Source organism: Paraburkholderia ultramafica (genome assembly GCF_902859915.1).
GTDB classification, from domain to species: Bacteria; Pseudomonadota; Gammaproteobacteria; order Burkholderiales; family Burkholderiaceae; genus Paraburkholderia; species Paraburkholderia ultramafica.
Window position 1 is genome coordinate 120,251 of the sequence record NZ_CADIKK010000010.1, and the last position, 21,116, is coordinate 141,366.

At 63.9% G+C, this 21,116-nt stretch carries 23 protein-coding genes and 2 pseudogenes; 19 read left to right on the forward strand and 6 right to left on the reverse strand.

All coding sequences use genetic code 11. The annotated features are described in order from the left end of the window. Nucleotides 1-70: 70 nt before the first annotated feature. Nucleotides 71-850 (reverse strand): 5'/3'-nucleotidase SurE, encoded by a 780-nt coding sequence (gene surE / locus HV744_RS12810; RefSeq protein WP_175149878.1) that lies wholly within the window; start codon nucleotides 848-850, stop codon nucleotides 71-73. A gap of 204 nt (nucleotides 851-1,054) precedes the next feature. Here surE and HV744_RS38440 point away from each other — a divergent pair. From HV744_RS38440 to HV744_RS12825, 3 genes and pseudogenes are all read left to right on the forward strand, one after another. Then, nucleotides 1,055-1,291, forward strand: a pseudogene (locus HV744_RS38440) (porin); the annotation flags it as partial. A 384-nt stretch (nucleotides 1,292-1,675) separates the two neighbouring features. Further along, nucleotides 1,676-2,839, forward strand: coding sequence for an epoxide hydrolase family protein (locus HV744_RS12820; protein WP_175149879.1), 1,164 nt, complete (start codon nucleotides 1,676-1,678; stop codon nucleotides 2,837-2,839). A gap of 499 nt (nucleotides 2,840-3,338) precedes the next feature. Next, entirely contained in the window at nucleotides 3,339-4,313 is a 975-nt protein-coding gene (locus HV744_RS12825; protein WP_175149880.1) for a hypothetical protein, read from the forward strand. A 110-nt stretch (nucleotides 4,314-4,423) separates the two neighbouring features. On the opposite strand, the gene HV744_RS12830 is transcribed toward HV744_RS12825, so the two are convergent. Further along, on the reverse strand, nucleotides 4,424-5,509 hold the full coding sequence (locus HV744_RS12830) for a TIGR03118 family protein (RefSeq protein WP_175149881.1): 1,086 nt from the start codon (nucleotides 5,507-5,509) through the stop codon (nucleotides 4,424-4,426). Nucleotides 5,510-5,769: 260 nt separating this feature from the next. Here HV744_RS12830 and HV744_RS12835 point away from each other — a divergent pair, with 260 nt between their 5' ends. The 8 genes from HV744_RS12835 to HV744_RS12870 all read left to right on the forward strand — a co-directional run bounded on the left by HV744_RS12835 (nucleotide 5,770) and on the right by HV744_RS12870 (nucleotide 10,690). Beyond that, nucleotides 5,770-6,384 carry an HAD family hydrolase gene (locus tag HV744_RS12835; RefSeq protein ID WP_175149882.1) on the forward strand — a complete coding sequence of 205 codons (615 nt, stop codon included), beginning with the start codon at nucleotides 5,770-5,772 and terminating at the stop codon, nucleotides 6,382-6,384. Between the two features lie 115 nt (nucleotides 6,385-6,499). Further along, nucleotides 6,500-6,835: an ArsR/SmtB family transcription factor gene (locus HV744_RS12840; protein WP_175149883.1), complete on the forward strand. Its 336-nt coding sequence runs from the start codon at nucleotides 6,500-6,502 to the stop codon at nucleotides 6,833-6,835. Beyond that, on the forward strand, nucleotides 6,832-7,284 hold the full coding sequence (locus tag HV744_RS12845) for an SRPBCC family protein (protein ID WP_175149884.1): 453 nt from the start codon (nucleotides 6,832-6,834) through the stop codon (nucleotides 7,282-7,284). The genes HV744_RS12840 and HV744_RS12845 overlap by 4 nt, the downstream gene beginning before the upstream one ends. A gap of 39 nt (nucleotides 7,285-7,323) precedes the next feature. Beyond that, nucleotides 7,324-7,962 (forward strand): glutathione S-transferase family protein, encoded by a 639-nt coding sequence (locus HV744_RS12850; RefSeq protein ID WP_175149885.1) that lies wholly within the window; start codon nucleotides 7,324-7,326, stop codon nucleotides 7,960-7,962. A 10-nt stretch (nucleotides 7,963-7,972) separates the two neighbouring features. After that, on the forward strand, nucleotides 7,973-8,209 hold the full coding sequence (locus HV744_RS12855) for a hypothetical protein (protein WP_175149886.1): 237 nt from the start codon (nucleotides 7,973-7,975) through the stop codon (nucleotides 8,207-8,209). 68 nt (nucleotides 8,210-8,277) lie between these two features. Beyond that, complete coding sequence (locus tag HV744_RS12860) at nucleotides 8,278-9,135, forward strand: aldo/keto reductase (protein WP_246279019.1); 858 nt, start codon at nucleotides 8,278-8,280, stop codon at nucleotides 9,133-9,135. 232 nt (nucleotides 9,136-9,367) lie between these two features. After that, the gene (locus HV744_RS12865; RefSeq protein WP_175149887.1) at nucleotides 9,368-10,312 is read left to right on the forward strand and encodes a metallophosphoesterase family protein; all 945 of its coding nucleotides are present in this window, start codon (nucleotides 9,368-9,370) and stop codon (nucleotides 10,310-10,312) included. A gap of 33 nt (nucleotides 10,313-10,345) precedes the next feature. After that, nucleotides 10,346-10,690: a cupredoxin domain-containing protein gene (locus HV744_RS12870; protein ID WP_175149888.1), complete on the forward strand. Its 345-nt coding sequence runs from the start codon at nucleotides 10,346-10,348 to the stop codon at nucleotides 10,688-10,690. Between the two features lie 53 nt (nucleotides 10,691-10,743). On the opposite strand, the gene HV744_RS12875 is transcribed toward HV744_RS12870, so the two are convergent. Then, the gene (locus tag HV744_RS12875; RefSeq protein ID WP_246279020.1) at nucleotides 10,744-11,556 is read right to left on the reverse strand and encodes an FUSC family protein; all 813 of its coding nucleotides are present in this window, start codon (nucleotides 11,554-11,556) and stop codon (nucleotides 10,744-10,746) included. A gap of 764 nt (nucleotides 11,557-12,320) precedes the next feature. Between HV744_RS12875 and HV744_RS12880 the strand changes: the two genes are divergently transcribed. From HV744_RS12880 to HV744_RS12890, 3 genes are all read left to right on the forward strand, one after another. Beyond that, on the forward strand, nucleotides 12,321-13,205 hold the full coding sequence (locus HV744_RS12880) for a hypothetical protein (RefSeq protein WP_175149889.1): 885 nt from the start codon (nucleotides 12,321-12,323) through the stop codon (nucleotides 13,203-13,205). Continuing rightward, on the forward strand, nucleotides 13,162-14,322 hold the full coding sequence (locus HV744_RS12885) for a GGDEF domain-containing protein (protein ID WP_175149890.1): 1,161 nt from the start codon (nucleotides 13,162-13,164) through the stop codon (nucleotides 14,320-14,322). The genes HV744_RS12880 and HV744_RS12885 overlap by 44 nt, the downstream gene beginning before the upstream one ends. A 173-nt stretch (nucleotides 14,323-14,495) precedes the next feature. Further along, entirely contained in the window at nucleotides 14,496-14,993 is a 498-nt protein-coding gene (locus HV744_RS12890; protein ID WP_246279021.1) for a phytochelatin synthase family protein, read from the forward strand. On the opposite strand, the gene HV744_RS12895 is transcribed toward HV744_RS12890, so the two are convergent. Together HV744_RS12895 and HV744_RS12900 are read right to left on the reverse strand one after the other, a co-directional pair. Continuing rightward, on the reverse strand, nucleotides 14,887-16,359 hold the full coding sequence (locus tag HV744_RS12895; protein ID WP_175149891.1) for a sodium:solute symporter family protein: 1,473 nt from the start codon (nucleotides 16,357-16,359) through the stop codon (nucleotides 14,887-14,889). The two genes, HV744_RS12890 and HV744_RS12895, sit on opposite strands and share 107 nt — an antisense overlap. Then, nucleotides 16,356-16,571, reverse strand: coding sequence for a DUF3311 domain-containing protein (locus HV744_RS12900; RefSeq protein WP_175149892.1), 216 nt, complete (start codon nucleotides 16,569-16,571; stop codon nucleotides 16,356-16,358). Before HV744_RS12900 ends, HV744_RS12895 begins: the two co-directional genes overlap by 4 nt. Nucleotides 16,572-16,946: 375 nt before the next feature. Here HV744_RS12900 and HV744_RS12905 point away from each other — a divergent pair, with 375 nt between their 5' ends. The 3 genes from HV744_RS12905 to HV744_RS12915 are packed head-to-tail and all read left to right on the forward strand — an operon-like array spanning nucleotide 16,947 to nucleotide 19,432. After that, nucleotides 16,947-17,624: a MarC family protein gene (locus tag HV744_RS12905; protein ID WP_175149893.1), complete on the forward strand. Its 678-nt coding sequence runs from the start codon at nucleotides 16,947-16,949 to the stop codon at nucleotides 17,622-17,624. 60 nt (nucleotides 17,625-17,684) lie between these two features. Next, nucleotides 17,685-18,518, forward strand: coding sequence for a class II glutamine amidotransferase (locus HV744_RS12910; RefSeq protein WP_175149894.1), 834 nt, complete (start codon nucleotides 17,685-17,687; stop codon nucleotides 18,516-18,518). Nucleotides 18,519-18,571: 53 nt separating this feature from the next. Continuing rightward, nucleotides 18,572-19,432 carry an MBL fold metallo-hydrolase gene (locus tag HV744_RS12915; RefSeq protein WP_175149895.1) on the forward strand — a complete coding sequence of 287 codons (861 nt, stop codon included), beginning with the start codon at nucleotides 18,572-18,574 and terminating at the stop codon, nucleotides 19,430-19,432. A gap of 21 nt (nucleotides 19,433-19,453) precedes the next feature. On the opposite strand, the gene HV744_RS12920 is transcribed toward HV744_RS12915, so the two are convergent. After that, the gene (locus HV744_RS12920) at nucleotides 19,454-19,621 is read right to left on the reverse strand and encodes a hypothetical protein (RefSeq protein ID WP_175149766.1); all 168 of its coding nucleotides are present in this window, start codon (nucleotides 19,619-19,621) and stop codon (nucleotides 19,454-19,456) included. Nucleotides 19,622-19,851: 230 nt separating this feature from the next. Here HV744_RS12920 and HV744_RS38445 point away from each other — a divergent pair. Both HV744_RS38445 and HV744_RS12930 read left to right on the forward strand, forming a co-directional pair. Next, nucleotides 19,852-20,127: pseudogene (locus tag HV744_RS38445) on the forward strand (porin); the annotation flags it as partial. Between the two features lie 674 nt (nucleotides 20,128-20,801). Beyond that, a complete protein-coding gene (locus HV744_RS12930) occupies nucleotides 20,802-21,047 on the forward strand; it encodes a DUF6723 family protein (protein ID WP_091808250.1) in 246 nt (81 codons plus the stop codon). Nucleotides 21,048-21,116: the final 69 nt, after the last annotated feature.

Here is a 21,116-nt window from a genome sequence, read left to right on the forward strand (position 1 = left end):
CATCAACAGTGGTCACGGCGGCTACGGGGATCGACGCATCGATCGAAACCCCCGAACTCCGAACCGACGGTTAGCGCAGCGACGCGGCAAGCCGCGCGAAGGTCGGTTCGTCGGTGCGATCGAAGGCCAGCGGCGTGACCGACACGCGGCCCGCTGCCACCACGGCGGTCTCGCTATCGTGATCGTTCGCGCGTGTGCCGCGTTGAAAGCGCAGCCAGTGATAGGCCATGCCGCGAGGGTCGACTTGCGGCAGCACGTCGATATCTTCGACGAGCCCGACACCTTGCCGGGTCGGCGTGAGCGGACCGGCGGCGGCCGCGTCGACATCGGGGAAGTTGATGTTCAGGCAGGTCGGCACCGCGTGCCCGACGGCGAGCAACTGACGGATCACGCCAGGCGCGAGCGCACGCGCGGTATCCCAGCGCACGTTGTCGCGCTTGCTGAAGGTCTGGCTCAGCGCGAACGACGGCAGTCCGAGCAGTAGCCCCGTCATGGCCGCGCCGACGGTGCCCGAAAACATCGTCTCGACGCCGAGGTTGCCGCCGCGATTGATGCCCGACAGGATCAGCGTGGGCGGCGCGTCGCGCATCAGATGGCGCACGCCCATCACGACGCAATCGCCGGGCGTGCCCGTCAAGCCGAAACGCCGCTCACCCTGGCGGCTGACACGCAGCGGCGAATGCAGGCTGATCGAATGCGACGTGCCGCTCTGATCGTGCTCGGGCGCGACCACCCAGACTTCGTGCGCGAGTTCGGCGGCAACCGCTTCGAGCACGGCGAGACCGGGCGCGTCGATACCGTCGTCGTTCGTCAACAGCACACGCGGCACTTTGGATTCGTAGGTGGACATCGCGGCAGGCTCCTCTCGGTGGATGGGGAAAGATAGGGGAATGGACGGCTCATTATCCGGCTATCGGCGAGTCCGTGTCTTATCGTGGCCAGACGGCGCAGGTTGTTAAAAACCGGCGACGTCGCAAAAACACAAGGCCGTAATTAACTGAAAAACGGTCTTTCTCCTTGTCGGCTATTCTCCGCCGCTCGATAGCATTCGCCCCCGCTCGCGTTGAACGGCACGCAATACGGCGGCACGCTCGCCTCGCACCCGTACGACAACGACAACCTGAACAACTCCGTGCGTATCAATAACGCGGTCAAGTACCAGAGCGTCGATTACGGCGGCTTCAAGCTCGGCGCGCTGTACGGCTTTTCGAATGCGGCGGGCAGCTTCGCCGACAGCCGCGCCTCTAGTGTCGGCGCGTCGTACACGTTCGGCGGCCTGAAGGTGGCGGCTGGCCCGAAGTACAACCAGGTGACGTTGCAGACCGCCTACGCGTTGTCCAAGCGTACCGATGTGTATGCCGAAGCGGCGTATCAGCATGTCGGCAGCACGGGCAACTCGGGCGTCACCGCCGATATCGTCGGCGTGAGCGCTTCGTCGACCGACACGCAGGTGGTCGGCACTGTAGGTATCCGTCACCGCTTCCAAGCGGGCGCTCAGGCAGCATGCTGTTGAAAAGCCCGTATTTCGCGGGCTTTTTCTGCTTTTTCGCGCCGAGCGCGTACCATGCGGAAAAGCTTCGTGCGCTGGCGCCGACCGGGTTGCAAGTGGACTTCGTCAGCGTGTGACCGAATCGGCAGCGCACGTAATCCATCACCCCGTGCCAGATGAGTCGCCATGCAGATAGAACCGTTTGAGATCGTTATTCCCGACCATGACATCGATGATCTGCGCCGGCGGATTCGCGCGACGCGCTGGGCGCCGGCCACGCCGTCGCCCGCGTGGCAGCAGGGCGCCGACTCCGCATGGCTGCGCGAGCTGGCCACGCATTGGGCCGAGCATTTCGACTGGCGCGCGGCCGAACGCAAGTTGAATCAGCAACCGCAATTCATGGCCGAGGCCGACGCTCAGCGCGTGCACTTCGTCCATCGACGCGGCGAGGGGATCTCGCCTTATCCGTTGGTGGTCACGCATGGCTGGCCCGGCTCGTTCTTCGAGTTCCACACGCTGCTCGACCAGCTCTGCGACCCGGCCGCGTTTGGCGCCGATCCCGCCGACGCGTTCGATGTCGTCGTTCCGTCTCTGCCTGGCTTCGCGTTTTCGCCCGCGCCGGCGCAACCCGGCACCTCTGCATTTCAGGTGGCGGACCTGTGGGTGGCGCTGATGCGCGGCCTCGGCTATGAGCGGTTCGGCGCCCAGGGCGGCGATCTTGGCGCAGGCGTGTCGATTGCGCTCGCCGCGCGGCATCCGCAAGCCGTCGACGGCATTCATCTCAACTTCCTGCCTGGTTCCTACGAGCCCGCCATCGGCGCGGCCCAGCAGCCGCTCACGCCAGCAGAGGAAAAATTCCTGCGCGATAAAAACGAATGGGTCGCGCTCGAAGGCGGCTATGCGCATATGCACACCACCAAACCGCAGACCGTGTCCGCTTCGCTCAACGATTCGCCGGTGGGACTGGCGGCATGGATCGGCGAGAAGTTTCGCGCGTGGAGCGATTGCGACGGCGACGTCGAGCGGGTGTTTTCGAAGGACGAGCTGCTCACCAACATTTCGCTCTACTGGTACACGCAGAGCATCGGTTCGTCGATGCAGATGTATTGGGAAAATCGCTTGCAGCCGATGCGTTTCGCCGACGGGCAGCGTGTCGCGCCACCGGTCGGCTACGCGCATTTTCCGAAGGAGCTCAGTCATCCGCCCCGCAGCTGGCTCGAAAGAACCTTCGACGTGACGCAATGGACCGACATGCCGAGCGGCGGACATTTCGCGGCGATGGAGCAACCTGCTTTGCTCGCAACCGAGATTCGCCGGTTTTTCAGGCCGATGCGGCAGCGCCGGGGCTAGCCCAGGCTGCGAGCGCGTGGCACGCCACCCGGGCGCGTCATCGATTGGAGAGCGAAGCGCGGGACTGATATTTATTAGTCTGACCCTAAGGCGTGCCTGCGCGCATTGGCCGGGTTGACGGGCACTGGCACAATCGCGAACAAGTAAGTTATTCAGTCACCCTCAACAATGCGCCGCAATTATTGCGCAACGCCAGGGGGCGCGATTGCGATCGATGGCGTGCGCGTTACGTCTCGCTGAGTTTTGGCGGAAAGGCAATGCAAGGACGTGAAACGATTGGCTTTGCCTGATGCTGCGCCCCGGTTCATCCGACTCCATCGCCGCAGCTCAGCGCACCCGGCTCGAGCGTGACGCCATTGAGGGCGCGAGCCGTGGTTCGACGGCCATGCAGCTCGCGTGGGCCTGCGGCCCGCCCCGTCAGTTAGCTGTGGATCAACCTGCTGACAGTAACGGCAGCGCTGGAAAAGCGAACCGTCGCTCACGCGTGGTGAGGCGCAACGTGAATCTTTTTCCTTGCACCCTTGTTTATGTCGATGTGGATGCGACGCCGGGGCCCAACTCGACGAATCGCGATCCGCTGTCGTACGTGAGCCAGGCGATCTGCCTGAACAACAGCTTGCGGCGGGTGGGTATGCCGAGGTTGACCATCATGACCAACGCGCCGGCGCTGGTCGCGCAGCGGCTCGAAAGCTTGCCGCTGGAGAAACGGCCGGCCGTGACGAAGCTCAACGCGACGATCGACTTGCCGAAGAACATGCCGTTCTACGCCGCGCATTTCAAACTCGATCTGTTGGACCAGGTGGCCGAGAGTCTGCCCGCCGACACGATGCTGCTGTTGCTCGACGCCGACATGGTCGCGCTGCTGCCGCTCGCCCCCGATCTGATCGAACGATGCGCGCAGGCCGGCCTCGGTGTGTTCGATATTTCGGATCAGGTGTTTCCGGCGTATGGCAGCGAGCGTGTGGTCGCGGATCTGGAGATCGTCGCGCAACGGCGGCTCAGGAATCCGCGCTGGTATGGCGGCGAGTTTCTACTCGCGACGCCCGCTTCGTTGCGCCGCCTCGTGCCGCGCGCGCGGGCCAGTTACGCGCGCTACCTCAGCGAAAGCGAGGGCCTGAAACATCACGGCGACGAAGCATTCATCTCCGCCGCGCTCAATGCGCTCGTCGACGAAGGGCAGGTGCTGATCGAGGTCGGCGCCTACCAGGCGGTCGGACGTCACTGGGCCGGCAACAACTATCGCGACTTGCGGTGGTTTCGCTGCTGTTCGTTCGTCCATTTACCGGGCAGCAAGGCGTTGCTGGAAAAGGAGGCGCGTTTCCCCGACTTTGTACCGAACCGTTTCTGGCGTCATATGCGTGTCGCGCATCTGCGTGGCCGGTTACGCCACGCGGTGAAGCGGATTATCAGGATGCTGAACGCCGAGCGCATCGCGTCGCTGTCCGCTTACGCGATGCGTGCCGTGAAGAGCTAGACGCGCTTGCGAGAAGCGCGTGGCTGTTCGTCCGTCTCCATGCGGCACGTCGTGGTGCCGTGGCTATCGCGCGTTCGGCCGACGGACGCGAACCGAACGCGCGACACGCTTTACATTTTCACGTCGATGCGTCCATAGACCCCGTCTGCTTCGTCATTCGGCCCGGCGGCAAAGAACAGCGTATTGACCGGCTGATTATCGAGCCCGTTGCCGAACGCGATACCCCACAAACCGTCTTGTACGAACGCCGCGCCGTTGGACAGCGTGAGCGTGCCGTGCGACTGACCGCTGCCGGGATCGAAGGCGTTGATCTTGCCGTCGCCGAAGTTGCCGATCAGCACGTCGCCGCTGAAGCGGCCAAAATTGGTCGGCGCCTGCGCGACGCCCCAAGGCGCATTCAGCGAACCCGCCGAGGCGAAGCGCTGCAACAGATTGCCCGCCGTATCGAAGACATCGACGAAGCCGAGACCGGCGCCGGCGACATTGTCGTGCGCGGGCGCATCCTGTTTGGCGTAGGTCACAAAGAGATTCCCGCCGATCGCCTGAATGCCGAACGGTGCGAAGCCTGCCGGCAAAGACGTGTCCTGAAACTTGCCGGGCATCGCCACCTTCGCGAAGTTTCGGTCGAACACGGCGATCTTGTTGTTATGAAAGTCGGCGGCGTAGAGAAAGTTGGCGCCGCCATTGCTCGCCAGCGCGAGCCCTTTGTACACCGCGCCGCCGCTGCCGTCGTCGAACATGACGATCGCGGTCGTGGGTGCGACCGCGGGCGCCCACGCGGTGATCGTGCCGCCTTCGCCGTCAAAGATGAATGCGGCGACGCCGGTTTTGCCGCCCTGCGTGACCATGAAATCGGTTGTGCCATTGAACACGATGCCGGTCGGATTGGCTGGTCCGCTAGTTCCGCTCGGAATGCTGACCACCAGCGATTGCGGCATGCCGTTGCCGTCATACAGTGTCGCCACCGAGGTTGCGTTGTCCGCTACCCATGCGAACGCCTTCGGGTTGAATGCGATGCCCCACGCGTTTTTCAGGTTGGGGTCCGTATGCGCTGCCGCGACCGCGCCGTCCGACACCAGGATGGTCGAAGTAAACGCTGGCGTGCTGAGCGAATCGGAACTCCCTCCGCATGCGACAAGACTCGTCAACGCCGCGCCGCCCACGACGGCGCCCAATACCTTAAGCACAGACTTCATGGCCGCACCTCTCTGATGACCGATGGTCATTGCGGTTATTCAACGCGTGACGCGGCGGTTTTATTCCTCGGCGTGGCGGGATTTTTGAGTGACGGGGTGTATGCGATTGCGCGCAGACGAACAAACGCGCGCTCTTTTGTTTTTTCTCACCACATGGCATTGGCAATTCGTCGATGCAAAATATAAGCCGGCAATCGCCCGGCGTGATTGCGCCACGCAGTTCCTTCATCTCTGAAAGCTTTCGACGCGAGGCCGACAGCATGACTGCATCGATTACGCTGGTTCTGTTCGATATGGAGGGCGTCCTCTCGCACTACGACCGCGCTGCTCGGGTCGACCGCATGGCAGCGATTTCCGGCCGCACGGCGGAGGCTGTGCGGCATGCGATCTGGGGCTCGGGCCTCGAAGCGCGCGCCGACGCCGGCCTGATCAGCGATGACGAATACCTGCGCGAACTAGGCGCTCTGCTGAACTATCCAGTCAGTCGCGACGACTGGCTCGCGGCGCGTCACGCGTCGATCACGCCCAACGAGCCCGTGCTCGCGCTCGCCGGCAAAGTTGCCGAACGCCACCGTATCGCGATACTGACGAACAACTGCCGGTTGCTGACCGACCACATCGGCTATCTGAATCCGCCGGTGGCTCGACTGTTCGGCTCGCACGTTTACTCGTCGGCCGCGTTCGGCGCGGCGAAACCGGCGGCGCAAACTTATCTTCGCTGCGTCGAACAACTCGGCGTGCGCGCAGCCGAGACGCTGTTCGTCGACGATACCGACGCCAACGTGAACGGCGCGATCGATGCGGGCCTGCAAGGGTACAGGTTCGTCAGTGCTGCCGAGTTGTCGAATGAGTTGCAGCGTCACGGACTGCTGTAGCTGACAAGTTGCTGAGCCGTCGCGACGCGGTGCTGTAGCCGCGCTCGCGCGCTTGCTCACGCTCGCACCCACAAAAAACTTGACGTCGCACGCTTGGCGCCATATAGTTCACCATATGGTGAAGTCTCCTGTCAGTCAACTCGATCGTACGTTTTCCGCCCTCGTGGACCCCACGCGGCGGGCCATCCTCGCGCGTCTCGAGCGTGAGCCCGGTCTGTCGGTGACGGAAATCGCGCGTCCGCTGCCGCTCAAACTGCCGGCGGTCATGAAGCACCTCGACGTGTTGAGCGATGCCGGCCTGGTCGCGCGCACGAAGAGCGGCCGTACCGTGTCGGTCGAACTCGTCGCCGGTCCGATGGAAGAGGCGATGGCGTGGTTAAGGCGCTACGAGCGTTTCTGGTCCGCGAGTCTCGATCGGCTTGCCGATTTTGTCGAAGGAGAAGAAGGATGATCAAAGAAAAGCCCAGCCTGACGATCGTGCGGCACCTGAAGGCGCCACCGGCAAGGGTCTACGCGGCATGGACACGTCCCGAACTGATAGCGCGCTGGTGGGGGCCCGACGCGGGACCGGTGCTGAGCGCCGAAGCCGATCCGCGCGTGGGCGGCCGCTTTCGCGTGGTGTTCCAGACGCTGGATGGCGAAACGCACGACGTCCGCGGCGAATATCAGGAAGTCGAGGCGGACCGCAAGCTGGTCTTCACGTGGGAGTGGGTGACGATGCCTGAACGGCGGTCTCTCGTGACGATCCGGTTGCGTCCGGTCGACGAGGGCACGGAGATGAACTTCACGCACTCGCAGTTCTTCGACGAAGCCGCGCGCGACGGTCATCAGGCCGGGTGGAGCGGGTCATTCGAGAAGCTGGATGGTTTGATTGCCGAGCTGGAAAGCGCGGACGATTGAAGCGGACTCCAACGTTGTCAACGTATACCGAGGTCGAACATGAAGCTCTATTATGCTGAAACGCTAGCGCCCCGAAAGGCCTGCGCGGTTGCCGGATACTTAGGCTTGCCAATCGATTATGTATTCGTCGATCTGCGCAAGGGCGAACAAACCAGGCCGGACTATCTCGCGATCAATCCGAACGGCAAGGTGCCAAGCCTCGTCGACGGCGAGAAAAGCCTGTGGGAAGCCGATGCGATCATCTGCCATCTCGCGCAGCGCGCGGAGTCCGAACTCTGGCCGCGCAGCGTTCAGCAGCAGATCGACGTCTTGCGCTGGCTGAGCTGGAATAGCCAGCATCTATACCGGCATGCCGGCTCGCTTTACTTCGAGTACCTGATCAAGCCGTGGGTCGGACTCGGCGAACCCGATCCGTCGAAGGTCGCCGAAGCGCAGGGTTTTTTTCGCAAGCATGCGAGCGTGCTCGACCAGTACCTCAAGGGTCGCAAGTGGCTGCTCGGACACGACCTGTCGGTCGCGGACTTTTCCGTCGCGGTGACGCTGCCGTACGCGAAGAGCGCGGCGATGCCGCTCGACGAATTCCCGGAAGTGCAGCGCTGGCACGATCAGCTGAACGCGTTCGAAGCATGGCGCAATCCGTTTCCCAGGCGTGAGACGCACGCCGTGGCGCACGCGTGAAGGACAGCTCATGTGCTGCGCGATCATTGCCCTGGCGATGACCTTGCTGGCCGGTTGGCGAAGCGTGTCGAACCCGCTCGGCGGCCGCGTTGGACGGCTGCGCCGGATGACGATCGTGGTCATCGCGATCGGCGCCGCCGCCGGGTCCGCGATGGCTGCGGATCAGTTCGCGGCGGCTGGCGGCGGACAGCCGTCGTGGTTCACGCGGCTCAGCAGCATGCCGATCTGCGGGCATCTCATCCGGTAGCGGTCATTGCCGCGCCGTCGCGGAAGCAGGGTGCTTGTGTGGCGTGCAGCACGCGCCCCGAACATGCTGTGCCGAATTGCCCCGCGACGACGGCACTGCCACGCGTGGCGCAACGCGTGATTCCCTCCACGGGCGAGCGCTTGCCGGTGGTAGGCTGCGGCACCTGGCGCACCTTCGACGTCGGCGACGATCCCGCCGCGCGCGCACAACTCGCCGAGGTGCTGCGCTTCCTGTTCGAAGCAGGTGGTTCGACAATCGATTCGTCGCCGATGTACGGCTCGTCGGAAGCCGTCGCCGGCGCGCTGCTCACGCAACTCGACGCACATGGCAAGGCTTTTGTCGCCACCAAGGTCTGGACCGAGGGACGCGACGCGGGCATCGCGCAGATGGAAGAATCGCTGCGCCGCTTTCAGCAACCGCGCATCGATCTGATGCAGGTTCATAACCTGCTCGACTGGCGCACGCAACTCGCCACGCTGCGCGACTGGAAAGCGCGCGGCCGGGTTCGTTATATCGGCATCACGCATTACACATCGAGTGCATTCGGCGAAGTCGCGTCCGTGATGCGCGGCGAAAAGCCCGACTTCGTGCAGATCAACTACGCCGCCGACGACCGTGCCGCCGAGGACCGCGTCCTGCCGCTCGCGGCGGAGCTGGGTATCGGTGTGGTGATCAATCAGCCGTTTGGCGGCGGCGGCTTGCTCGCGCGTGTCGGCAAAACGCCGTTGCCTACGTGGGCGGCGGAAATCGGTTGCACGAGCTGGGCGCAGATTCTGCTCAAGTTCGTGCTCGCGCATCCGGCGGTGACGGTCGTGATTCCCGGCACGGGTCGTCCGCAATACATGGCCGACAACGTTCGGGCCGGCTCGGGTCCGCTGCCCGACAAGGCGATGAGCGCGCGGATCGTCGCGGCGGTGAACGGCTAGCAAGTCGCACGCCAGGGCGGCGGCCAGGCACTGACAACCAGGCGGGTTCCAGGCGTACCGAACCCTCAGCTGCACTGCAACAAACCCGCCAGCGCGACGACCGCATTGACTCCCCCTGCACAACCCTGGAATAAAACCGGCGCACCGCCAGTCAAGCCTCATGAACCGAGCCGCAAGGGCCGTCCCCGGACGATTCCGCGGTCTGCCTGCGAGTCCTTATCGTGAGGTCACCATGTCGTCACATGATTCATTCGATCCGGCGCGTCGCGGCGCGCTGAAATGTCTTGCGTTCGGGGGCCTGGGCACCGTGTTCGTGCTGTCGGGCGGCGTGCTCACGCCGGTGGAACTGGCGCTCGCCGCCGACGCGAAAACCTCGGCGGCAACAACGGGCGTGCCGCTGTTCCTGCAGATCAGCGACTCGCATATCGGCTTTAACAAGGAAGCCAATCCGGACGTGGCGGGCACGCTGAAGCAGACGATCGACTTCGTCAACGCGATGCCGGTCAAACCCGCGCTGACGATCCATACCGGCGATATCACGCATCTGTCCAAGCCCGCGGAGTTCGATCTCGCGGCGCAACTGATGTCGGGTCTGAAGATCACCGAGCTGCACACCGTGCCCGGCGAGCACGACGTGACGGACGGCCCCGGCACCGAATACTTCAGCCGCTTCGGCAAGGCGTCGGACAATAAAGGCTATTACAGCTTCGACCACCAGGGCGTGCACTTCGTCGGCCTCGTCAACGTGATGCATTTCAAGCCGAACGGCCTCGGCGGTCTCGGCGGCGAGCAACTCGAGTGGCTCGAAAACGATCTCAAGGGACGCTCGTCGAGCACGCCGATCGTCGTCTTCACGCACATGCCGATGTGGACGATCTACGAGCCGTGGGGCTGGGGCACCGGCGATGCCGGCCAGGCGATGAACTACCTGAAGCGCTTCGGCTCGGTGACGGTGATAAACGGCCACATTCATCAGATCGTGACGAAGGTCGAGGGCAACATCACCTTCCACACCGCGCGTTCGACGGCCTATCCGCAGCCAACCGCCGGCAACGGCCCCGGCCCCCTGCCGCTGAAGGTGCCAGGCGATCAGCTTCCCAGGATGCTCGGCGTTACCAGTATCAGGGTCGCGCGTCATCCGCTGAAGGCGACGCTGACCGATACGACGCTGGCTTGATATCAGACCCTTCTCACGCTCAGGAGATCAGTCATGCAAACTACTTTTCTTGGCCGCGCGTTTTTTATTCTGCTCGGCAGCTCTGCGTTGATTGCGGCGTCGGCGGGATTTGGCGTGGCGCACGCGCAAACGCCCAATGCGGTAGTGATCAAGAATTTCATGTTTTCGCCGATGAACCTCACGATCAAAGCCGGATCGACCGTGACCTGGAAGAACCTGGATGGGGAGCCGCATATTGTCGTGAACGAAGCCGGCATGTTCCGTTCCCCGGCGCTCGATCAGAATGACACGTATCAGTTCAAGTTCGATAAGCCTGGCGTCTACAAGGTGTTTTGCGCCATCCATCCGAACATGAAGGAAACGATCACCGTGCAGTGAGCGCGGCCGCGAGCGAGGCGCGGCGTCACGCAGGCTGGCTCGAGAGCAGGCGCTCAGGCGGTATGCAGTTCGCTGAGGCGGCAAAGCAGAATGCCGTAGCCGGTCAGGTGGCCGGGATACACGCTCGTGAACACGCTGGAGGCGGGCAAGTCTTCGATGAGGTGGCGCAACTCCTCCATGTGCAGCGGCGGCATCGGCAGCGGCGGCCGTTCAACCCGCAGGTCGGCGGCCTCGGCCAATTGCCGGTGCGCCGCCACGAGCCTGGCGAGGCGCGCGAGGAAGGCTTCGCGCCACGGCGCGTCGAGCGCGGCGAACTGATCGTGGAACGTGTCGATGGTCTCCAGAAAGTTGACCAGCGAATCGAACGCTTCCTGGTAGCACGCGAAGAGCGGCAGCCGGGCCCGGTTGCGCTTCAGATGCGGCGACACCCATGCCTGTTCGATATCCGTTTTCAACAGCAGATGCGCCTGTTTGAGATTGGTGCTCAGCGCGCGCAGTGTTGCGGCGGCGGGTTTAATCTGCGCGCGGTCCAGCTTGCCGGCGGCCAGTTGCGCGAGGGTGTCGGTCGACTGTTCGTTGCCGTCATTGACGAGCGTGTTCGCCCAGTAGCCGTGATCGGGCGGAAACGCCACCTGCTGGATGATGAAGCCGAGCAGCATGCCCAGCACCACGCCGATCAGGCGCTGTTCGAGCAGCGGAATGTGTTCGCCGGTATAGAGCACGAGGGTCATCGGCACGGTGACGCTGGTCATCTGGAACAACGACGGTCTGATGCCGACGATGCTGAAGATCACCACCGGCAGCAGCAACGCGCCCAGCCAGAGATTGGGCGCGGTCAGCCAGATCAGCAGCGTGCCCAGCGGCATTGCCACAACGTTGGACAGTACGCGCTTGTAAAAATAGCTTCTAGCCGCCGAAATCGAGCTTCCAAGCGCCAGAGTCAGCATCGTCGAGCCGGCGAGCGAGACGGCGGCGTCGGGATAACCTAGCAGCGATGGAATGGCGAAGCCGATCCAGAGGCCCAGCGTCAGCTTCGCGTATTTCGCCGGTTCGGAGAGAGAGAGAGAAGCGCGCGAGAGCGCGGCGAAATGGCGTGAGCGGTTGGTGGATGTAGACGTTGGACATGGTTTTTTGCGGACCGATGACGTTAAGCCAGGTGCGGCCGGTGCGGCCATGCGCGGGCGCAGGCGGACGTGACATTACCACTGCACGCACATTATTTTGGGAATTTGAACAGTAGCAGCTTAAGCACACGACATCTCGGGCCGATCGCGTTTAAAGCGGCGAGCGTCGAGCGGAGCGTGCGACACTTCGACAGGCGTGGTTGTTGCATGTCGGAAAGCCGTAACGCGTGCCTGTCGCGCGCCCCCTTGCGAACCCTTGCGGCAGAGGCAGCCGAGGCCAGCGGCAAGGTTCGCGGCGCTATGCCGTGTTGAACCTTTTACCTGTTCTCCGTGTTGTGAAGCCGCGTTGCGCGGCAACATCCAAAGCGCGGTGGCATTGTGTTGTGGTCGGCTGAGGAGAGAGTTACATTCCCCAGCAGCACTTGCATCGACCCTGCGAAGTCGCGTGATCGAAGTCTGATGGTGGCCTGTCAGCCAGAAGTAGGACGTATTCCGGAGCTATTGCGATGGCTAACGATACCGACTTGCCTCAATCCGAACCAGATGGCCCGGATCCCGGTTCCGTTGAAGCCGACGGCCTGTACGAGACGAATGCCTCGCCACCGCGCTTCGGCCGGCTGGTACTCTGTGTGTCGGCGGCCGGCGCGCTGGCGTTCGGCGTGGTGGGCACGGTCGCTTACGGCGTCTGGTTCAATCATGATCAGCAGGCGTATGCCGAAGCCATGACGGGTGCGCGGCAGGCGCTCGGCGTGCCGGCGGCGGCATCGGGGGCGGCGGCAGCGAGCATGGCGGCGAAATCGGCCGCTTCCACTCGGCCGCCAGTTCCGGCGGCCGCGCCGCGAACCGCCGCGACGACGACGGCACCAGCACCAGCACCAGCACCAGCAACAACAGGAACCGTAGTAACTGCCGCGCCCGCAAATGCCGCGCCCGCGCCTCGGGTTGCAGCGGCCACATCCAGCACACCGCCCACCACGGCGCCAATCAGCGCACAGGCGACCAGCACCCCGTCAACCGCGCAAACGGCGCTAGAGTCGGACGGCGAAGAAGGCAGCAAGCAGGCGGTCTGGTCGGGGCCGGTCGCGCAAGTCCCGGCGGCGAGTGCCCAAGCCACGCTAGCCGACGCCACACCCGCTGCGTCAGCCACAGCCGCGCCTTCACTCCGTTCGAGCCGGCGCGCAACCAACCCCGCCGATCCCGCCGCGCAGCAATCCGCCGCTGGCCGAGCAGGCAAAGACGCACGGCTCGCGCCGCAGGAGCGGCGCGCTTCGGCGGCGAACGCGAGACATAAGAACAGTCTGTTCGCCCGGATGGGTCTGTTCTTTCGACGCGTGAGCTATCGGCAACATGACAACGGACGCCAGCAACAAGACATCTACTCGCATCCCTGAGTCGCTCCAGAGCCGGCGCGCGGATCGCGCACGCGTGCCGACGCGCTTCAGGCCAGGACCCGCGAGCGTCGCCGTTGCGTCGCTGCTGTGTCTGCTGATCGGCCTGCTGTACCTGGCGATGCAACTCAGAACGGTCTTTTCCGATCAGTTGAAGCAGGAATATGCGAGCCTCGTTCTCGAAGCGGCCGCACGCGCGCAAAGCGCGCGCGAACAGGTCGGCGTCTGGCAGCAGATGCCGGGCAGCAGTCCGGCTGACGCGCAGGGCTATCGGCGCGCGCGCGCCGAACTCGCCAGGCGGGTCGCGTCGCTCGCGGCTCTGGTGAATGCGAGCCCAGCCACGGCGCCGCACATTCCGCCTGCCACACTGACCCCGGACGCCAGCCTGGCCGACACCGACGCGTTGCTCGGCAACGTGGCCGCGTATTGGCACGCGCAACGCGACGCCGATAGCGCCGACGTGCGCATGCGGATTACTCACGTTGCGCGGATGCTGATCGCGTTGGCGGCGCTGCTGTTCTGCCTGTTGATCACCGCATTGGGCATGTACGCCAAACGCAATCTCCAACTGGCAGGTCAGTCGCAGGAGTTCGAGCATGCGTCGCTGCACGATTCGATGACGGGCTTGCCGAACCGGCGCAAGTTGCTTGTCGCGCTCGAAGAGGCCGCGAGGATGCCGACCGCCGATGCAACGGCTCACAGGATTGCGGTGCTGTATATCGATCTGGACGGATTCAAGCAGGTCAACGACTCGCTCGGGCATCGCGCCGGCGACGAATTCCTGATCGCGGCTGCCACGCGCTTTCGCGAATCGGTGCGCAAGACCGACCTTGTCGCGCGGATCGGCGGCGACGAATTCGCGGTGCTGGTGCGCGCGTTCGCGACCGACGCGGAACTCGCCGACATCGCCCGGCGGTTGATTGCGTGCGTGGTGCGTACCGACGAGCAGATGGGGATCGGCCTCGTGCGCGCGAGCATCGGCATCGCCAGCTTTCCCGATTCCGTCGACGACTACCGCCGCCTCGTCGCCGCCGCCGACGACGCGATGTATCAGGTCAAGCGCAGCGGCAAGAACGGCTACGCATTCGCCGCGCCGGCGGGGCGAACGGCGGCCGTATGACGTTTGCCTTATGACGTTTGCGTCGCGGCCGTTGCAGTTGTAGTTGCGGTGGGGGGGCAGCTTGACTTCGCGGCGCGTCCGGTCGTTGATGACCTGGTGACGCCGGTGATCGGTCATGCCTTTCCATTCACAGTTTCGCGCAGCAGGATTTCTTTCGCGGAATCGATCCGCAAGTGGCCAACGCCGCGCAGGTAGCGCAAGAGGGCATGACGCTCGATCAACTCAGCGCGGCGCTGAGCGCGTTGCCGGTCGACGTGACGAAATACCATGCGGGCGACCTGACGCTCGACCAGTTTCGCGTTCTGATTCGCGACACCGCACTACGCCAGGGCCGCTTTGTGTTGCTGAACTTCAGGCGGGTGGAGATCGGCGAGACGGGCGGCGGGCACTGGTCGCCGCTCGCCGCGTACGATGTCGCGAGCGACAGCGCGCTGCTGCTCGATGTCGCGAGGTACAAGTATCCGGCCGTCTGGGTGCCGCTCGCGCAACTGTACACACGACATAAAAACGGAGGGGGCTGTCGCTCAAGCGAGCAGCCCCATGACGCACTACGAGTAAAAGCGCTTACTGCACCGATGCGTGCGTCTGTTCAACCGGCCGCGGCTGCGTCGCCGCACTCACTACGACGAACACGACCACGTTCACCGCCAGCGCGAGAAAGCCGATGTTGATGTCCTTCAACGCGTCAGGCAGGAACGGCATCAACTGACCGACGCTCCAGTGCAGCGTGGTCGTGAGCGCGACCACGGCGACGCCCGCCAGGATCCCGCAGAACGCGCCTTGCCTGGTTGCGCGGTTACGCGGAAACAGGCTGCAAATCACTGCGGGGAATAGCTGGGTCACGAAGCTGTAACCCATCAGCAGCAATGCGACGATGGTCTCGCCGCCGTTCAGCGTGAAGCCGACCGCCACCAGCGCGACCACTGGCACCAGAAAGCGTGCCAGCACCGCCACCGTGGCATCCGACGCGTTGCGGCTCACCATGCCGCGATACACGTCGTTGGCGAGCAGCGTCGACGCGGAAGTCAGGATCATCGAGCCCGGCACCAGCGCGGTCAGAACGCCGGCCGCGCCGATCACGCCGACGAACCACGGGTCGAAGGTCTGCAACGACAGGCGGAACAGCGACAGGTCGATGTCGCCGCCCTTGAGGCCCGGCACCCGCAGCGTCGCCGCGAAGCCGACGAAGAACACGAACAGCAGGATCAGCTGATACAGCGGCAGCACCATCGCATTGCGGCGGAAGATGCGTTCGTCCTTCGCCGTGAAGATCGAGCCGAACGTATGCGGCCACATGAAAAAGCCGAGCGCCGTCAGCAGCACGGTCGACTGGAACCACGTCACGCTCGAGCCGCGCGCCGGGAAGGTCAGGAAGCCAGGGCGGGCGGTGTCGATCGCGCGGAACATGTCGCCCAGACTGCCGTAGTAGTGCAGCGGCAGATAGATGCCGAGGAACAGCACGATCGCGAGGATCAGCAGGTCCTTCACCACCGAGTTCCACGCCGAGCCGCGCACGCCGGACACGATCACATAGGACGTCACGACAGCCGCGCCGATCCACACGGCCGCCGTCGACGAGATCGCACCGTACGACGCCGTCGCGACGATGATGCCGAGTCCCTTCAGTTGCAGCACGAGGTACGGAATCAGCGCGGCGACGCCGACCAGCGCGACAAGCGTGCCGAGCGCCGGGCTCTCGTATTTGCGCGAGAAGAAGTGCGGTTGCGACACGAGGCGGTGTTGCTTCGCGTAACGCCAGATCGGCGGCAGCATCCAGTACGAGAGGACGTACGCGAGCGTGCCGTACGAGAGAATGTAGTAGACCGGCGCGCCCTTGCCGTAAGCGAAGCCGCTGCCGCCGAGGAAGGTGAAGGTCGTATAGATTTCGCCGGCCATCAGCAGGAACACGAAGGCGGTGCCGAAGCTGCGGCCGCCCACGCTCCACTGTTCGAGACTCATGTCGTGGCCGCGCCGCGCGCGCACGCCGAGAAAGAGGGCGAACAGCGTGACGGCCGCGATGATGACGAGGGCGCTCATGATCGGACCTCCTCGCCTTCGGCGACGAAATTGCGGTTGGCCGGGTCCAGACGGTAGACGATCGCCATCAGGATCGAACTCAGCACCACCCACATGACGATCCAGGCGAGCACGAACGGCATGCCGAGCACCAGCGGCTCGACGCGATTCACAAACGGGACACCGAGCAGAATGCCGATGAACGGCAGCGCGGCGAGTACACGAAGCAACATAGGGGCAACTCCTCGAACCGGTAAGTACGTCTCGTTGAAAGTGCGGCTTCGCCGAGGACTGTATGCCGGATACTTTGGTTACGTAAAGCAGGTCAAAAAAGTGTAGGCTTTCCGAAAGTTGTGGCTGCATCTTTCGGCTCATGCTTGCTGCGCTGCAAGGCGGCGCGCATGCGGCGGCACGCGGTAGGATGGCTGGCGTCGCGCGGCTTTTTGCGGCCTCGGCTGGCGCGCCGCGATATGATCTGGCCACGCAGTGCGAGCATTGTCCGGACCGCGTTGAGCGGTCCGGCTTCATCAACATGGCGTGGTGTCCTGGGGAGTGCGGACGGATTGTCGAGCCACCCAGGCCGCCGCCAGACAAGGAAAAAAACGCACATGGTCGATAGCCTGATCGCGGACATTCTGTTTGGCTTTACCGGGTTGATCAGCATCATCAACCCTATTGGCATTGCTTTCGTCTTCCTCGACCGGACTGCTTCGTTGACCACCGAGGAGCGTACCGCGCTCGCGCGGCAAATTGCCATCAATGCAATATGTGTGCTGCTGGTGGCGTTCTTTATCGGCACGCCGATCCTGCACTTCTTCGGCATTTCCATCGAGGCGCTGCGCATCGGCGGCGGGCTCGCGGTGGCGGTCGCCGGCTGGCAGATGCTCAATGCGCCCGACACGCAACCGGTCGAGCAGTCGAAGGTCAAGCGTGTCGACGCGGAGAATGCGCGGTCCAAGGCGTTTTTCCCGTTCACCATTCCGTTGACCACCGGGCCGGGCTCGATTGCCACCGCCGTCGCGTTGACCGCGAACCGTACGCACAAACTCTCGGACTTCGTCACGTCGAGCATCGCGTCAGTCGTGATCTCGTTGCTGGTGGGCGTCACGGTCTATCTCGTCTACGGCCACGCGGCGGTTTTCGCCAAGTACCTCGGCGCGGAAGGAACCAAGGTCGCGATGCGTGTATCTTCATTCCTGCTGCTGTGCATTGGCGTGCAGATCATCTTGACCGGCGTCTCCGAATTCCTGATCCCGATCGCGACGATGCCGCCGGTGGCCAAATAAACCCGAGCCCGGCGGCACGCCGTGCCGGGCCACTCAGCCGTACCCGACAGGAGAGCATTCATGTGCCGCTGGCTCGCTTATACCGGCAACCCGCTTCAGCTCGAAACGGTGCTGTTCAATGCCCGACATTCGTTGATCGACCAGAGCCTGCATTCGCGGCTCGGCCACACCACCACCAATGGCGACGGTTTCGGGATCGGCTGGTACGGACATCCGACCGACATTCCGTTTCGCTACCGCTGCATCCAGCCGGCCTGGAGCGACCGCAATCTGCGCGAAGCGGCGCGGGCGATTCGCGCGCCGCTGTTCGTCGCGCACATACGCGCGGCGACCGACACGCCGTCGCAGGAAACCAACTGTCATCCGTTCCGCTATGGCCGCTGGCTGTTCGCGCACAACGGGCTGGTGCGCAACTATCCGGCGGTGCGCCGCGATCTGATGCTCGCGATCGACCCCGAGCTGTTCCCGTCCATCGAAGGCTCGACCGATTCCGAAGTGCTGTTTTTCCTCGCGCTGACCTTCGGCCTGGCGCTCGCGCCGGTCACCGCGCTCGAACGGATGGTGGCCTTCGTCGAGGCAACCGGCCGCAAGCACGGCGTCGATGAGCCGCTGAACATGACCGTGTGCGCGACCGACGGCGAGCAGATCGTCGCGGTGCGCTATTCGAGCGAGGGGCGCTCGCGCTCGCTGTTTCACAGTACGTCGTTCCGTCATCTGCACGCGTTGTATCCTGATGATCCGCGCATCGCGGCGGTCGGCGAGGATGCGTTTCTGGTGCTGTCGGAACCGCTCGCGGACCTGGCGGGCTGGTGGCAGGAGATTCCCGAGAGCACGGCGGTCGTCGCGCGCGGCGGCGAGATCGAGCAGTATCCGTTCAAGCCGCAACTGGCCTGAGCGGCGTGGCGGGGATAGGGCTGATAGATGCGTGGACCGAGCTGGAGCGGACAATGACACCTCAAATAGAAGCGTTCTACGATGCCACCACCGGCACCTTCACGTATGTCGTCCATGCGGGCGACGGTTCGGCGTGCGCCGTGATCGATCCGGTCCTCGACTACGATCCGAAGTCCGGCCGCACGTCGACGGCGTCGGCCGAGCGCGTCGTCGCCTTCGTCAGGGAGCATGGCTTGCGCGTGGCATGGCTACTGGAGACGCACGCTCATGCCGACCACCTGTCGGCCGCGCCTTATCTGAAGGAAGCGCTGGGCGGCACGATTGCGATCGGCGCGAGCATTCGCGTCGTCCAGGGCGCCTTCAAGCGCATCTTCAATCTCGGCGAGGACATGCACACCGATGGCCGCCAGTTCGACCATCTGTTCTCGGACGACGAGCGCTTCAGCATCGGCGAACTGAGCGGCGAGGCGCTGCACGTGCCGGGCCATACGCCGGCGGACATGGCGTACCGGATCGGCGATGCGGTGTTCGTCGGCGACACGTTGTTCATGCCGGACCTCGGCTCGGCGCGCTGCGATTTTCCCGGCGGTGATGCGCATACGCTGTACGAGTCGGTGCGCACCTTGCTGGCGCTGCCGCCGCACACGCGGCTGTGCATGTGCCACGATTACCCGCCGCCGTCGCGCGGGCCGCGCTGGCAGACCACTGTGGCCGAACAGCGCCGCGACAATATTCATCTGAACGACGCCGTGAGCGCGGCGGAGTTCGTCGCGATGCGCACCGCGCGTGACCGCACGCTCGGCATGCCGACGCTGATCCTGCCGGCGATCCAGATCAACATACGCGCGGGCGCGCTGCCGGAGCCGGAAGACAACGGCGTGTGTTATCTGAAGATACCTTTGAATGCGTTCTGAGCCGACGCGAAGGCGGGCGCGCTAGCGCGTGAGCAACATCGAGCTCAATACCGAGAACACCGTCGACGGCAATTCGGCGAGGCGGCTGACCACCACGTTGCGCGGATAGAAATCTTCGACCGCGTCGGTCAGCCACGCTGACGCGCCACCATTCCGCGCCGGTTTCCGTCGCGCGTTGATAGAGGCCAAGGTTTTCGTCTTCGGTCAGTGCGGGCGCGTTCATGGCAAAAGAGGAATGGTCAATTAACAAAATACATTTCGATTTGGCTGAAGCCGCTTGACCGACTATCTTATCTTCGGCAGCTTTCGATCTCCCACGTGAATTATCGCGGGTTGCGCGACTCGTGTTCCGGCTTTCCATGTCGGGCGCGCAGGTTGGCTTTGCCCGAAATCGCGACAGAAATATCACGGCAAAAACAATGAGACTACACGCCCGATTAGTGGCCGCTCCGGCAGTGGCCAGTCCGCTGGCATACGGTCAAACCAGCGTGACGTTGTATGGCCGCCTCGACGGCGGCATCGAATATCTGAATCACATCAACGACGGCGCGGGCGGCAGCGCGAGTCGCTGGAGCGCGGAGGGCGGCGATTGGGGCACTAGTATGCTGGGCCTCAAGGGCAATGAAGATCTGGGCGGCGGGCTCAATGCGATCTTCAACCTCGAGACCGGTCTGCAGGTGATGAACGGCACCACCTACAACCTGTCGAAGCGCACTTTCCTGTACGGCACGGTAGGTTGCGTGCGCAACAGCAGCAACTCGAATTTCTCGCTCGAAGCATCGCCGCGCAATTCGACCAGCAACACGAGTCCGCTGGTCGGCGAGTCGCAAACTGGCGCTTATGTCGGGATGTTGCATCAATTCTAACGCGCGACACGCTTCCCGCTACACCGAATGCCCTCCAGGAGCCCGGCAATTGCCGGCCCCTGCGCTCACGCGCGCCCGCAACGTCTGGTGACTCCGCGCGGTCAGCACCACGAACGGGCGGTGGCTTGACGGGCGGATCGCCATCGGGGACGTGGGTCGGATTACCATCCGGATCGTCGTCCGGCACGGGATCAGGATCGATGGCCGGCGGTGGTGCTTCGGGGTCGACCTCAGGGGGCATCGGTGTGTGCATGTGCAGGCCACGCATGCAGCGGATACCGCGACAGCGGAATGAGGTACTCGATAAAATCATCGCGCTCTCCATGGTGCATCTCTTGATGGACGCAAGCGTCATGCCTTATCCCATCCTCTTTGCGTCAAACGCGGGCCTGCATCGCGAGGAACGGCTATTGCTCGATCCCGGCACACGTGCGATGCCGCTGTGGCAATGCGCACCGCACACGACGCATCGCGCACTGAGAGCGCGGGGACGAGGAAAACACATGGCGCGACATAAGGCCGACGTTGCTGACGATGACTTCGAGATTTACGCGAGCTATCACGGAACAGGCGACGGCCGTTACGTAGGTGGACTGAAGGTGGTCAGAAAGGCGGACAGGAAGATTCTGTTCCCATTCGATGGCGCACCAGAGATCGGGCCCTACGCGACCGCCGACGAAGCGCGGCGGGCCGCGATCGACTACGGGCGCGAAATCGTAGCCGCGGATCGCGCGGCGCCGGAGAAGTGAGCGACAGCGAAGTGACGACTGGCGGCGCGTGCGCGCAGCGTGCCAGGCTATACCTTGCCGGGCAGGCCG